13 protein-coding genes are annotated in these 13,693 nt (G+C 49.7%); all 13 read right to left on the bottom strand.

Annotation, left to right across the window (positions count from 1 at the left end; all coding sequences use genetic code 11):
• Position 1: 1 nt before the first annotated feature.
• A complete protein-coding gene (locus B5E62_RS11495; RefSeq protein WP_087174714.1) occupies positions 2–679 on the bottom strand; it encodes a hypothetical protein in 678 nt (225 codons plus the stop codon).
• 12 nt (positions 680–691) lie between these two features.
• Positions 692–1,396 carry a DUF5058 family protein gene (locus B5E62_RS11490; RefSeq protein WP_087174713.1) on the bottom strand — a complete coding sequence of 235 codons (705 nt, stop codon included), beginning with the start codon at positions 1,394–1,396 and terminating at the stop codon, positions 692–694.
• Between the two features lie 229 nt (positions 1,397–1,625).
• Complete coding sequence (locus tag B5E62_RS11485) at positions 1,626–2,213, bottom strand: TetR/AcrR family transcriptional regulator (protein ID WP_087174712.1); 588 nt, start codon at positions 2,211–2,213, stop codon at positions 1,626–1,628.
• Positions 2,214–2,344: 131 nt separating this feature from the next.
• Positions 2,345–2,932 carry a 50S ribosomal protein L25 gene (locus B5E62_RS11480; RefSeq protein ID WP_087174711.1) on the bottom strand — a complete coding sequence of 196 codons (588 nt, stop codon included), beginning with the start codon at positions 2,930–2,932 and terminating at the stop codon, positions 2,345–2,347.
• A gap of 137 nt (positions 2,933–3,069) precedes the next feature.
• On the bottom strand, positions 3,070–4,002 hold the full coding sequence (locus tag B5E62_RS11475; RefSeq protein WP_087174710.1) for a DNA/RNA non-specific endonuclease: 933 nt from the start codon (positions 4,000–4,002) through the stop codon (positions 3,070–3,072).
• A gap of 34 nt (positions 4,003–4,036) precedes the next feature.
• On the bottom strand, positions 4,037–4,828 hold the full coding sequence (locus B5E62_RS11470; protein WP_087174709.1) for a zinc dependent phospholipase C family protein: 792 nt from the start codon (positions 4,826–4,828) through the stop codon (positions 4,037–4,039).
• A gap of 175 nt (positions 4,829–5,003) precedes the next feature.
• A complete protein-coding gene (gene xylB / locus B5E62_RS11465) occupies positions 5,004–6,461 on the bottom strand; it encodes a xylulokinase (RefSeq protein WP_087174708.1) in 1,458 nt (485 codons plus the stop codon).
• A 71-nt stretch (positions 6,462–6,532) separates the two neighbouring features.
• On the bottom strand, positions 6,533–8,017 hold the full coding sequence (locus tag B5E62_RS11460; RefSeq protein WP_076778273.1) for an L-fucose/L-arabinose isomerase family protein: 1,485 nt from the start codon (positions 8,015–8,017) through the stop codon (positions 6,533–6,535).
• A gap of 28 nt (positions 8,018–8,045) precedes the next feature.
• Positions 8,046–8,666 (bottom strand): DUF4867 family protein, encoded by a 621-nt coding sequence (locus B5E62_RS11455; protein WP_087174707.1) that lies wholly within the window; start codon positions 8,664–8,666, stop codon positions 8,046–8,048.
• 259 nt (positions 8,667–8,925) lie between these two features.
• On the bottom strand, positions 8,926–9,588 hold the full coding sequence (locus B5E62_RS11450) for a hypothetical protein (protein WP_087174706.1): 663 nt from the start codon (positions 9,586–9,588) through the stop codon (positions 8,926–8,928).
• A gap of 209 nt (positions 9,589–9,797) precedes the next feature.
• On the bottom strand, positions 9,798–10,958 hold the full coding sequence (mmsB, locus tag B5E62_RS11445; RefSeq protein WP_076778277.1) for a multiple monosaccharide ABC transporter permease: 1,161 nt from the start codon (positions 10,956–10,958) through the stop codon (positions 9,798–9,800).
• Between the two features lie 2 nt (positions 10,959–10,960).
• Entirely contained in the window at positions 10,961–12,499 is a 1,539-nt protein-coding gene (gene mmsA, locus B5E62_RS11440; protein WP_087174705.1) for a multiple monosaccharide ABC transporter ATP-binding protein, read from the bottom strand.
• An 80-nt stretch (positions 12,500–12,579) separates the two neighbouring features.
• A complete protein-coding gene (chvE, locus tag B5E62_RS11435; protein WP_087174704.1) occupies positions 12,580–13,683 on the bottom strand; it encodes a multiple monosaccharide ABC transporter substrate-binding protein in 1,104 nt (367 codons plus the stop codon).
• Positions 13,684–13,693: the final 10 nt, after the last annotated feature.

Raw genomic sequence — 13,693 nt, 5'->3', positions numbered from 1 at the left:
GTTACTCCTCCTTTGCTTTTCCTTTTTTATAATCCACAATATAAATTGCCGCAGAGACAGCAATGGCGATCAGCATATAATACGCCCCGCTTATGGGTGTGAAATAGCAGCATACAAGGCAGACCGCCAGGGGAACGAGATAAAACCCGAACTGCTTCTTACCCTTCAGTATGGTCTGGGCCACCAGTCCTCCAAAGAGGGCGGGCACTACATAGTCAAAGGCAGGCTGCAGGGTTGGCGAGTTGAGCACCGGTGAGAGAGGCGCCGCGACTACAACGCCAATCGCCACGATGGCCACTGTGGTGATGACCGACGCACCACAGGCGATGATGGCCATGGTGTGACAGGCATCCGTGTTAGGCTTGATACCCAGGGAATTGATGGTGCCCACCGTGGCAGGCATCCGCAGGTTTGTAACATTTCCCGTGATGTAGGACATATACAGCGCCCCTGGTCCCATGACGGGCATGTACCCGATGGTCTCGGCCGGCCAGTAGGGAGCCATGAACAGGATCACAGCGATAAAGCCGGGCCACAGCGCTCTGAAGTCCGGCCACAGGCCGTACACCGCGCTTGCCACCACCGGAAATGCGGTCATTCCCACAAAAAGTACAAGGCTGGACAGTATGCCAAATCTGTGTGTCCATTTGTTGAAATCTTCTCTAGACTGTAGCTTCATACCGTTCCCTCCTTAAAAAATGATACACGCTGCCGCCATCCCGACCAGCATGCTGATAGCCATGATATAATCAGAGATCCACTTCAGCTTTGGAAATTTCTTATGCAGGATCACAAGGACCGCACCTGCTGCAAAGCTGATCAGGAAGACCACGCCCTGAGTGGACATCTGGCCGAAGCCATAAGCAACAGAGACATATGCCATTACACCGGCCAGACAGCCGCTTCCAATGGCGAGCACAAGACCCATATCAATCTTCTCCGCTTTATTGTATAGGGAGGAGATAGGCTTGATCATGATGGTGGACCAGAGGATGCAGGCGCTTCCCCCTACAGTCATGACCCAGGCCGCCGCGATCCAGCCCACAGCCGAGTACCCGTTTACCGTGAGAGACTCGCCCACACACTCCAGCGCGGTGGTGGCCGCATACGTCTCGTAGTAGGCCGAGCCGATCACCGAGAGCCGGAGCCAGGGAAGCGGAGCCCCCAGAAGAGGCATGAGGGACAGGAAAACAACCAGGACTGGCAGGGTAGGCACGATGCTGATAGTCACTCCCGTAGTCAGGCCTTTTCTTATCTGCTGATTGGAAAGCCCCAGCCCTCTCGCCCTTGTCCACGCCTTTTTCATGAAGATCAGACACTGGACGATCACTGCGATCAATAAAACTCCTACCCAGATGTACATCCACGGTGCATTGCATATATCACTATAACTCATAGTATCACTCCTTCCTCTAGAAACCGTGGTCTGTTGATTTTTGTTAATCATATCACAATATCGTAAATTAAGCAAGATATTGTTCTAATAATATATATTTTTGTGAAATATTTTCTACTTTAATTGTGAATATTAGCTATTTTTTCAGATAATATTTTGTGTATATTTCCACTTAAAAAAAGACTGTGGTTTGTTATCAGGTAAAAAATAGCGGAAGAGAAGATTTCCACTACTCTTCCGCCGCCTTTTCAGATGGTTCCAGAAACTCCATATACAGATTAAAGCTGTGAGCCCCAAAATAGCCCAGGGAGTATCCTCCGTTCTCCACGCACCAATCCATGATGATCCCGCGCTCTACCAGCAGGATATGCTTCACCAGCTCATCCACGGTCAGATCTGTACGTATCTCACCTTTTTTCTGTCCATCCGAAATCAGCTTTTTGATCAGCTTGAGATAATACCTTTCCGGATCAAGAAAGTTGGTCTGCTTTTTTTCAGCGAGCTGGGATCTGTACAGAGACGCCAGGAGATCCACCTTCACGTTTCCCTCCATAAAATAGAATACATACTGATTCAGGAGCTTGATCTGCATGATATGATTCAGCGACTTGTCCATACTTTTATAGTATTTTTTATATTCCCGGTCAAAAAAATGGTACAGCGAGTTCAGAAGCTCGTCTTTGGCATGAAAATAATAATAAAATCCGCCCTTGGATGTCTCTGCCTTCTCAATGATCTCATTGACCGTGGTCGCCGTGTACCCCTTCTCCTGGAACAGCTCCCAGGCCGCCTCCATGATCTTTCTTTTCAGATCCATCTGCCTTTTCTCCTTTTCTTCTCCGTTCCTCCTTTGATATTATCACAGAAAATGGATTTTGTAACCATAAAAAAGGCCATGCTTTGAAGCACAGCCTCTTTCCCGCGTTTATTTTGTCAGGAGAACGCCTTTCAGGCTTCCTCCTCAGCCTCTGTCTCCTCTTCCTCCACAGACTGGTTATGGATCTCTGTAACAGCCACAACCGTTGTCTCCGGATTGGTGATCAGATCGATATCTTTATTCTTGGCAATATCCAGATCTTTTACCTGGATAGAATCGCCCAGCTTCATATCTCCCACATCAATCTCAACTTTCTCTACAAGAGCGGCAGGAACAGCCTTGAAGGCGATCTCATGGAGCATCTGGTTTACAAGGCCTGTGTTGACCTTCTCATGGTTCAGCAGCACAACCTCCGCAACAGAGTGGACCTTCTCGCCGCTTACCAGAGCCTGGAAATCAATCTCATAAATTTCAGTCTTGAGAGGACTCAAGTCAATCTCTTTTACAAGGACATCCATAATCTGTCCGTCCACCTCCAGCATGACCTGGCTGCCTTTGCCATGGGTCTTTACAAGACGCTCTGCATCGGCCTTCAAAATCTGGATCGGCATGGACTCTTTCATTTCCCTGCCAAATACATTGCCGGTAACAAATCCTTCTCTCCTTAATTTCTTTGCTTTTGTCTGCATGTTTCTCTTTTCAGCTTTTAAAGTATTCATTTATCTTTTCCTCCAAAATCTGATGATGCTTAGCAGCCTTCGACTTTGCAAAACAAAGAGGTCAGTTAAGTATATTTTCTTGTTACATGTATATTATAACACCTGTTATGGATAACACAAGTGCTTTTTTTCATTTTTTACGGTCTGCATCTGCCGCAGGGCTCATATCCCTCGTCCAGGAGCTGCTGCCTGTCCCCTGTAAATTCTCCTCTGTTCTTCTCTTTGATATCGTCCACGCTGGCACAGTCCGGGTCGTGGAATCTTCGGGTATTCTTGTTGAGGACATAGGTGTGCTCCTGTCCGTCTTCAGCATCCTGCGACCGGCTGGTGCCGGTCTGTCCGGTCTGTGCCTGCTCGTCCTCCTGCACTTCCCGGCTGTCACCCTGCGTATAATCAATCTCTATGCCGGGCTGCACATTGTAGACATACACATTAAAGGAGACACCCTGCCCTTTATCCTCCACGGACTCAGCCTCCATCCACACACCGGAGGCCACCAGATTTTCCCCCTCAAACACAGGGGTCACCCGGTACATGACGTGGTTACCGGTCTCTTCCACATAGTCGGCCACCTCGTCCTCAAATGGGAGCATGCCCTCCGTATTCATATATCTCGTCCCCGTGATCAGGTTCTTTTCGTTGGCATTCTCAGCGGTGAGCTGGTAGCCGATGAGATGGCAGCGATTGTAAAGGTACCCCCCGTCCACATCCTCGTACTCCACGGACTGCCATCCGGTGGGCTTCACCTCGCTGATGCTCTCCCTTTCTCCCTCCGGCATGGTCTCCTGTCCCACGCAGGCCTGAGCCTCCTGGCACCTTCCAAGCTCGTCCAGGTCGCTGTATGACTCGTAGGGCTCTTCCGTCAGCTCCTCCTCTGTAAAATCCGGCTCACCGCCCTCAACCTCGACATAAGGGTCTCCGCTGTACTCCGGTATATCACCGAGCGCAAGCTCCTCCTCTGAGACAGAGACCGGGCCGGCAGATGAGGAGGCTGATTCCGGCAGCCCCTGACAGGAAGAAAGGAGAAGAACCGCCAGCGCAAGTACATAGGCGCCGGCCGTTCTTCTCATATGCTTCCATATTTCGCGATCCTGTCTCTCCCTTTTATTCGAATGTTCTGTCAAAACGTCTGTTCAGCTCCTTTCCGGTCTGTATCGTCTCGTCCAGGCTGTAGAGCATATCCACGGCAAGCTTTGCCGCCTCGTCAAAACGACTCAGCAGCTCCTGGCTGCTCCTTCTGCACCGCAGATTATCCCTGTGCTGGTTCATCAGGCCCTTCATGTAGGGATATTTCCCGGTCAGCTTCATCACTGTGTTGATGGCATCGTGCTTCAGACGCCCCGGCGCAGTGAAAAGCTTTTTCACCAGACGCATATCCCTAAGAGCTCTGAGGGCCGTCTTCTCCGTGATGTCATCATAGAAAGGGCAGATGGCTTCCGCTGTGGTCCCATCCGCCGGGATCAGCTCTGCCAGGGGATAGGCAAAGGGGTCCTTCCCGTCCATCCGCAGGAGCAGCTTCTCAAACTCCTCCTCGATCTCCAGGTGCTGTACACCGCTCTTCTTTATGTATTCTTCCACAAAGGGATGGCACTCGCTGTCCAGGATAAAGTGACATGCAAATCCCAGAAGATAGGCATACTCTTTGCTTGACCTTCCCTTCTCCCGTACTACGGCCGCCCCGTGCCTGAAGAATGGATAGGCGGATATCTCATGGAGATGGTTTCCATATTTCGAAATTTTGTTGGAATGCCAGGGCCGGTAAAAGAAAAAGAGATCCGGTCCCTGCAGTCCGATCCGGAACTGACGGCTGTGGTTTTTGATCGTCTGTTTTATCTCTCCTTCCAGTCTGGAATAAACCTTCCTTCCAAAGCGGTCATGCGCGTAAAATGCAGGCATAATGATGCCTCCTATCCTTGTTAGCTAATATTTGCAGCTTTTTGTTCCTTTGTTTCATTCTTTATGGCTGCATGCTCTCATTATAATCTGTTTTTTTTCAGATAACAAGTAGGGAAAAACTCCGGAGCCGACAAAGGCCCCGGAGTCCGGCTTTATCCGTATTTAATTGCTTTTTTTAGTACAGACACTTCACTGTTGGATAGATGGTCCGGAATTTCCGGTATTTTTCCTCATACTTTTTCACCAGCTCCTCCTCCGGCTCCACGGTATCTACAACCTTTACGATCTTTTCCGCGATGGTCTTTACATCCGGGTACTCCCCGCAGCCTACCGCCGCCAGCATGGCGCCGCCAAGAGCCGGGCCTTCCTCGCTCTCAATGACATCCACCTTAAGGTTCATGACATTGGCGATGATCTTCTTCCACAGAGGGCTCTTGGCGCCTCCGCCGCAGATTTTTGTCCTCTCGATCTGAATGCCCAGACTTCTTGCCACTTCCAAAGAGTCACGAAGCCCAAAAGCAACTCCTTCCAGAACAGCCTGGGTCATATCCTCTCTTGTGGTATCCATGGACATGCCGATGAACATGGCTCTCGCATCCGGATCATTGTGAGGGGAGCGCTCTCCCATCAGATACGGAAGATAGAAAACATTGTTTTCCCCAAGTTTCGTAATGCCTTCCTGCTCTTTTGCAAATTCCTTTGTCTTTAAGATAGCTTCCATCCACCACTTGTTGCAGGAAGCAGCGCTGAGCATACATCCCATCAGATGGTAGTTGCCGTCTGCGTGAGCAAAAGAGTGGAGCGCATTGTTCTCGTCCACGCCGAACTTCTCACTGGAGATAAAGATCGTGCCTGATGTGCCAAGGGAAATGTTGCACATGCCGTCTCCCACTGTCCCGGTTCCCACAGCGGCAGCAGCGTTGTCGCCAGCTCCTGCGATCACCTTTACATCGTCTGAAAGTCCCAGCGCTCCTGCCACATCTTCCTTTAATGTGCCGACTACTTCGTAGCTTTCATAAAGCTTTGGAAGCATCTCTTCTGTAATGCCGCATATATCCAGCATCTCTTTGGACCAGCAGCGGTTCTTTACATCCATCAGCAGCATACCAGAGGCGTCTGACACATCTGTGCAGAAGGATCCTGACAGCTTGTATGCCAGATAGTCTTTTGGCAGCATGATCTTTACGATCTTTGCAAAATTCTCCGGCTCATGTTTTTTCATCCAGAGGATCTTGGGAGCCGTAAATCCGGCGAAAGCGATGTTTGCCGTGTACTGTGAAAGTTTGTCCTTGCCGATCACATTGTTGAGGTAGTCTGTCTCCTCGCCTGTGCGCCCGTCGTTCCAGAGAATGGCAGGGCGGATGACCTGATCGTCTTTGTCAAGGGCTACCAGACCGTGCATCTGGCCGCCAAAGCTGATGCCCGCCACCTTTGATCTGTCGAAGCCTTCTGTCAGCTCCTTGATCCCTTCCATGGACTTTTCAAACCAGTCCTCCGGGTTCTGCTCAGACCAGCCCGGATGTGGGAAAAACAAAGGGTATTCCTTTGACACAATATTCTTGATATCTCCTGTCTCGTCCATCAGAAGGAGTTTCACCGCTGATGTGCCGAGATCCACACCGATATATAACATATGTACCTCCTCAGAAAGAAAGGCGGGGATCCCATCCTGTCTCCCCGCCCTGTTGTTTTACTGCTGTCCGGTTATCTCCAGGGATTTTCTGTCGGATATCTCACGCCTGCCGGCTGGTTGTATCCGATCTCCTCTACCGGAACTCCGATATACTTGAACACTTCAAACAGTGCTTTTCCATAATGTCCGAAAGCAACAGCTCCGTGATGCGGATAGCCTCCCTCGATCAGCACGTGACGGTAGAAGCGTCCCATCTCCGGGATGGCGAACACACCGATCGCTCCGAAGGATCTGGATGCCACCGGAAGCACCTCCCCGTGAGCAATGTAAGCGCGGAGGATGTTGTCTGATGTGCTCTGCAGGCGGAAGAAGGTGATGTCGCCTGGAACGATGTCTCCTTCCAGTGTTCCCTGTGTCACTTCCTCCGGCAGTGTCCTTGCCATGATCTTCTGGTACTTCATCTCGCAGAAGGACAGCTTGGAGGAAGCTGTGTTTCCGCAGTGGAAGCCCATGAAGACATCCTGGAGTGTGTAGTCATATTTACCCTTGATGTCCTCGTTGTACATATCCTTGGGTACGCTGTTGTTGATGTCAAGCAGTGTAACTGTATCGTTGCTCACAACAGTTCCGATAAACTCGCTGAGTGCGCCGTAGATATCCACCTCGCAGGATACCGGGATACCCTGAGCTGTCAGACGGCTGTTCACATAGCAGGGAACAAAGCCGAACTGTGTCTGGAATGCAGGCCAGCATTTTCCTGCGATAGCCACATATTTTCTGTATCCTCTGTGCTCCTCTACCCAGTCTTTTAAGGTCAGCTCATACTGTGCCAGTTTGGACAGGATCTCAGGCTTCTTGTTGCCTGCTCCCAGCTCCTCTTCCATCTCTTTTACGAGGGCCGGAATCCTCTCATCTCCCGCATGTTTGTTGAATGCCTCAAACAGGTCAAGCTCTGAGTTCTCCTCAATCTCCACACCGATGTTGTAGAGCTGTTTGATCGGTGCATTACATGCAAGGAAGTTCAGTGGACGGGGGCCGAAAGAAATGATCTTCAGATTGTTCAGTCCCTCGATAGCCTTTGCGATCGGGATAAACTCGTGGATCATGTCTGCGCAGTCCTCTGCGTCGCCTACCGGATATTCCGGGATATAAGCGTTAATGTTGCGCAGTTTCAGGTTGTAGCTTGCATTGAGCATACCGCAGTATGCGTCTCCTCTTCCGTCCAGAAGGTCATTTCCTGACTCCTCTGCGGCAGCGATGAACATCTTCGGTCCATCAAAATGTTTTGCAAGCAGTGTCTCGGAAATCTCCGGTCCGAAGTTTCCAAGGTAAACGCACAGAGCGTTGCATCCTGCCTTCTTGATATCCTCAAGAGCCTGCACCATATGGATCTCGCTCTCTACGATACAGATAGGACATTCATAGATTCCCTCTGAGCCATATTTCTCTGTGTAGGCTTTCATGAGGTTCTGTCTTCTTGTCACGGATAAGCTCTCCGGGAAACAGTCACGGCTTACAGCTACAACTCCGATCTTTACTTCTGGCATGTTGTTCATAGTGTTTCATTCCTCCTTTAAAAATAGATTACAGTGTAATGTTTTCTCCTTTAAGTCCATTGAAGGCGCCCTCGATCTTTGCATCCTCGTGGGCAATGAGCCATTTGTTCTTCGCTGTGATCAGACGGTCCTCGCCCTCTTTTCCCACAGGGAAGGTAAGCTCTGTGTTGGTATCTTTCGGCAGCACAACGACCACACGGAATCCCTCGTTGTCGTCTACAGTACAGGGGGCATAATGCAGCGTAGTCGCGTACACTTCGATGGCTGTCCCTGCCGGAACAAGAAATGCCTCCACTTTTGATGTGTCGTACGTGTGATCCGGCTCCACATCCTGCTGCTTTCCGATCAGCAGGATCGCGTCTGATACAGCCACGTTGATCTCCGATGAGCGGTGATACTCCAGCGCATTCAGTTTTTTGTTATTTCCATTGCAGTATCCGATCTCGATCGGCAGACCGCCGAATGCACGGTTTTTCAGCTCCTCCGCTACCGGGAGAGCCTCCAGCTCCTCCACAGAGGGCACATAGATGACATCGTCAGCGGGCAGGGGAGTGTGCTCCATCTCTTTCAGCAGACGGCTGAAGTCATAGCCTTCCAGCACTTTGCCATATGCCCTGAACGATGCATCCGTCACTTTCTGGATCTGCATGTCCATCTCCTCCTTTTTCATTCACTAAGGTCAGTATATCAACATTTTTTATTGAATACTACCAATTTTTTGTGTTCTTTATGGCAAATTCTTGTCTTTTTGCACTCTCCTCTCTACTGTTTTTGTCTCCTGTTGCTTTTGAAATAGTGTTTTTGAAAAAAAGGAAGAAGAACAACTCATGTCATCTGACAACGGCACAGGCCGTTTACATGGAAAGATAAAGATATTTGACAGATACCTGTTTTCGGGCAGGATAAAGCTAAAGAGCCATCCGCTCTTTGATCGTGTGTACCTCATTTTCAAGATGTGTAACCCGAAGGAGCAACAGTTCCTTTTCATTGTCCACTTTCAGCGCATCATCCAGCTTTCTTGATAAATCCAGATGTCCCTCCGCAATGATCCTGATCCCGCGGTTTGTCTCGTTCTCCAGCGTGGTCTCGATCCGGGTCAATCTCTGCTTTACTCCACCCATTTCTTCTCTCATGGAACCAATCTCTGACCGCATGGAGCTCATCTCTTCCTTCATAGAATTGATGTCCAGCTTCATGACGTCAATCTCCTGACGCATGGAGCCCATCTCCTGTTTTAGGTCACTGATGTCCTCCTTCATAACGTCAATCTCCTGGCGCATGGAGTCCATTTCCTGGCGCATGGAGCTCATTTCCTGCTTCAGGTCACTGATGTCCTGCTTCATGACGTCAATCTCCTGACGCATGGAGCTCATTTCCTGCTTCAGGTCACTGATGTCCTCCTTCATAACGTCAATTTCCTGACGCATGGAGCCCATCTCCTGCTTCATGACGCAGATATCCTGCTTTACATCGCTCATATCCTGCTTGAGTTCGCGGATATCTTCCCGAAGCGGACTGATTTTTGCTTCCAGCATTTCCCCTATCGAGATCAACAATTCCTGGCTTGTCATATTCTGTTCACCTCCTGCCTGACGTAAATTTTATAAGTAAATGGATTATAGCACACGCAAAAGGAAAAGTCCACATTTACATAATCATTTTCAATACCATTTTTTCAATATACATTTTACAAATAAAAGCGCCGCATCACAATGCAGAACCATTTGTGATGCAGCGCTTTTCAGAGCAGGAAATCTTTCCTGTCTCTTTCTTTATCATCTTATCTGGAATTCTTCTTGGACTCTACGTCGAAGATAACGGCCGCAAGTACAACAAGACCCTTTACAACCTTCTGCCAGTTCATATCGATACCCATGATGGACATACCGAGGTTGATGACACCCATCAGCGTGGCACCGATGATAACGCCCGGGATCGTTCCGCTTCCGCCGTATGCGGACGCGCCGCCGATGAAACAGGAACCGATAGCATCCATCTCGTAGCTGTCGCCGGCTGTCGGGTTAGCAGAGTTCAGACGGGCGATAGTTACCATACCTGCAACTGCTGCCAGAAGACCCATGTTTGCGTAAGCGAAGAAGTATACCTTGTTTGTATTGATACCGGAAAGCTGTGCAGCCTTCTCATTTCCACCGATAGCGTACAGATGACGTCCGATGGTTGTCTTGGATGTGATGTAGCCGTAGATGAGGACGATCACCGCAATCCAGAGAAGCATATTGGGAAGACCTTTGTACTGTGCCAGTCTCCACATAAAGCCGATGATGACAATACTGATGATGGCGCAGCGGATGATGTCGTTGCTGGCCTTATTTACTGCATAGCCCTTCTTTATCTTGGACATCCTGCCCTTGAAAGTGATGAGGATAAAGATGGCTGCCGCGATCACACCGATGAGCACGCATGTGATGTTCAGTCCCTGTCCTCCGAAGAAGTCGATGATGTAGCTGTTGAACAGATTCAGGTACCCCTGCGGCATGGGTGCGATGGTGAAGCCGTCCAGCACGATATTGGAAAGGCCTCTGAACATGAGCATTCCTGCCAGTGTTACAACGAATGGGGGAATACGCCTGTAGGCGATCCAGAAGCCCTGCCATACGCCGATGGCCAGACCTACTGCCAGCATAACGATAATGCCGATGAATACATTCATCTTCATATTGACCATGACTGTAGCGCCCACGGCACCTACGAAGCAGACTACAGATCCTACGCTCAGGTCGATATTACCGCCTGTCAGGATACACAGAAGCATACCGGTTGCAAGGATGAACACGTAAGCGTTCTGTGCGATCAGGTTGTTGACATTCTGCGGCAGTATCATCCTTCCCCCTGTCTGCCATGTGAAAAACAATACCACAATGACCAGTACGATGACCATTGTATACTTCTTTAAAAATTCTGATACTTTACCCTTTTCCATAGCTATTCTCCTTTGCTCGATTTCAGAATACGTGACATGATGATCTCCTGGGTTGCCTCTGCTGCATCCAGCTCTCCTACGATCTTTCCTTCATTCATGATGTAGATACGGTCTGACATTCCAAGGACCTCCGGAAGCTCGGAGGATATCATGATCACGGATTTACCCTGTGCCACAAGATCATTGATGATGCAGTAGATCTCGTACTTGGCTCCTACGTCGATACCCCTGGTAGGCTCGTCCAGGATGAGGACATCCGGTCCTGCAAACATCCACTTGGCAAGGAGCACCTTCTGCTGGTTACCGCCGCTTAGGTTTCCTACATTCTGCTCTACCGTGGGACACTTTGTACGCAGCTTCTGGCGGTACTCCTCCGCAACGGCGATCTCCTTATCATTGTCGATGACACCGTGGCTGCTGACTCCCTCAAGGTTAGCCAGAGTAGTGTTGACACGGATAGGATTGCTCAGGATCAGTCCGTTTCCTTTTCGATCCTCTGTCACGTAAGCCAGCTTATGCTTGATGGCATCCTTGACAGAGTGGAGATTTACCTCGTTTCCGTTGATAAAGAGCTGGCCGGAGATATTCTTGCCGTAGCTCTTTCCAAAGATGCTCATGGCCAGCTCGGTACGGCCGGCTCCCATCAGTCCGGAGATGCCCAGCACCTCGCCTTTTTTTACGTACATGGACACATTGTCCACGACTTTTCGCTCGGAATACAGAGGATGATGCACAGTCCAGTTCTTCACTTCCAGCGCCACATCCCCGATATTTTTCTTTTCCCTCTTGGGGAAGCGGTCCGTCAGCTCACGTCCCACCATACCCTTGATGATCCTGTCCTCTGTGAAGGTGTCTTTCTTTTTATCCAGCGTCTCAATGGTAGAGCCGTCACGGATTACTGTGATTTTATCTGCCACATAGGCAATCTCATTCAGTTTATGAGAAATAATGATCGAAGTCATGCCCTGCTTCTTGAACTCCAGCATCAGATCCAGAAGCGCCTGGGAATCCTCTTCGTTCAAAGAAGATGTAGGTTCATCGAGAATGAGCAGCTTTGCGTTCTTGGCCAGGGCCTTTGCAATCTCCACAAGCTGCTGTTTACCGGTTCCAATGTCTTTTATAAGTGTACGGGATGACTCTTTCAGTCCTACCTGCGCCAGGTATTTGTCCGCCTCCCCGTATGTCCTGCTCCAGTCAATAGCAAAAGATTTCCCCTGCTCATTGCCCAGATACATATTCTCGCCGATCGTCATCTCCGGCACAAGAGCCAGCTCCTGGTGGATGATAACGATCCCTTTTTCTTCGCTGTCTTTGATCTTGTTAAACTTACAAACTTCACCGTTGTATATGATATCCCCCTCGTAGCTCCCGTACGGGTAGATACCGCTCAAAACATTCATCAGTGTGGATTTTCCGGCTCCGTTCTCCCCCACGAGGGCGTGGACCTCGCCTTCCTCCACCTGCAGATTTACATTGTCAAGTGCCTTGACGCCCGGGAAAGTCTTGGTAATATTTTTCATCTCCAGCAGGATTTTTGCCAATTTTCTCCCTCCCTTTCCTTCATAAAACAGGCGGGCTTTTCACTTCCCGCCTGCATTTTCACAAGTTACATTTTCACTGATTACTGGATATCAGATGCCTCATAGTATCCGGAGTCGATCAGCATCTCTTCGTAGTTGTCGATTGTTACAACTGTAGGCTCGCAGAGGTATGTAGGAATGACACCTGTTCCGTTGTCGTAGGACTCTGTATCATTTACTTCAGCTTCCTCGCCGCCCATGATAGCGTCTACCATCTTAACTGTCTGCTCTGCCAGGAGACGTGTGTCTTTGAATACGGACATTGCCTGCTTGCCGGCTACAATGTTCTTTACGTTCGGCATATCGCAGTCCTGACCTGTGATGATCGGCCACTCGCCTGTGTAGTTTGCTTCCAGAGAGTTCTCAACACCAAGTGCTGTGGAGTCGTTGGAGCAAAGTACAGCGTCAAGCTGTTTGTCAGCGTAGTTGGAGCTTAAGATAGCATCCATTCTGGACTGAGCCTTCTCTGTGGACCAGTCTGCTGTAGCACACTGCTCTTTTGTCGTCTGTCCGGACTGAACAACCAGTTTTCCTTCGTCAATGTACGGCTGAAGGACATCCATAGCGCCGCCAAAGAAGAAGTTTACGTTGTTGTCACCCGGGTCACCTGTGAAGATCTCGATGTTGAAAGGTCCTGCCTGGTTCTCAAGGTCAAGAGCCTCTACCAGGTACTCGCCCTGTTTCTGTCCAACTAAGTAGTTGTCAAATGTAGCGTAGTACTGAACAGCTGTTGTGTTCATGATCAGACGGTCGTAGGAAATGACCGGAATGTTCTGCTCCTCTGCTGTTGCCAGAGGTGTTCCAAGAGACTCACCGTCGATAGATCCGATGACCAGCAGGTCGCATCCGCCGGAGATCATGTTCTCGACCTGGGAAACCTGTGTGGCGATATCGTTGTTTGCGAACTGAAGGTCAACTTCATATCCAGCTTCCTCCAGCTGTTTCTTCATGTTCTCGCCGTCCTGGTTCCATCTCTGCAGATCCTTTGTCGGCATGGCAACACCGATCTTACCTGTTCCAGCCTCTGTCTCTTTCTCCTCACCGGAGGTAGCTCCGCCGCTTCCCTCGCTGGTGCATGCAGCCAGAGATGCTGTCATAGCAGCGATCAGGCCGATTGCCAGAAGTCTCTTTGTTCTGTTTTTCATAATCTCGTTC

The organism is Lachnoclostridium sp. An118 (assembly GCF_002160985.1).
GTDB classification, from domain to species: domain Bacteria; phylum Bacillota; class Clostridia; order Lachnospirales; family Lachnospiraceae; genus Claveliimonas; species Claveliimonas stercoravium.
The sequence above is the reverse complement of the archived record's forward strand: the minus strand, read 5'-3'. Positions and strand labels throughout refer to the sequence as shown.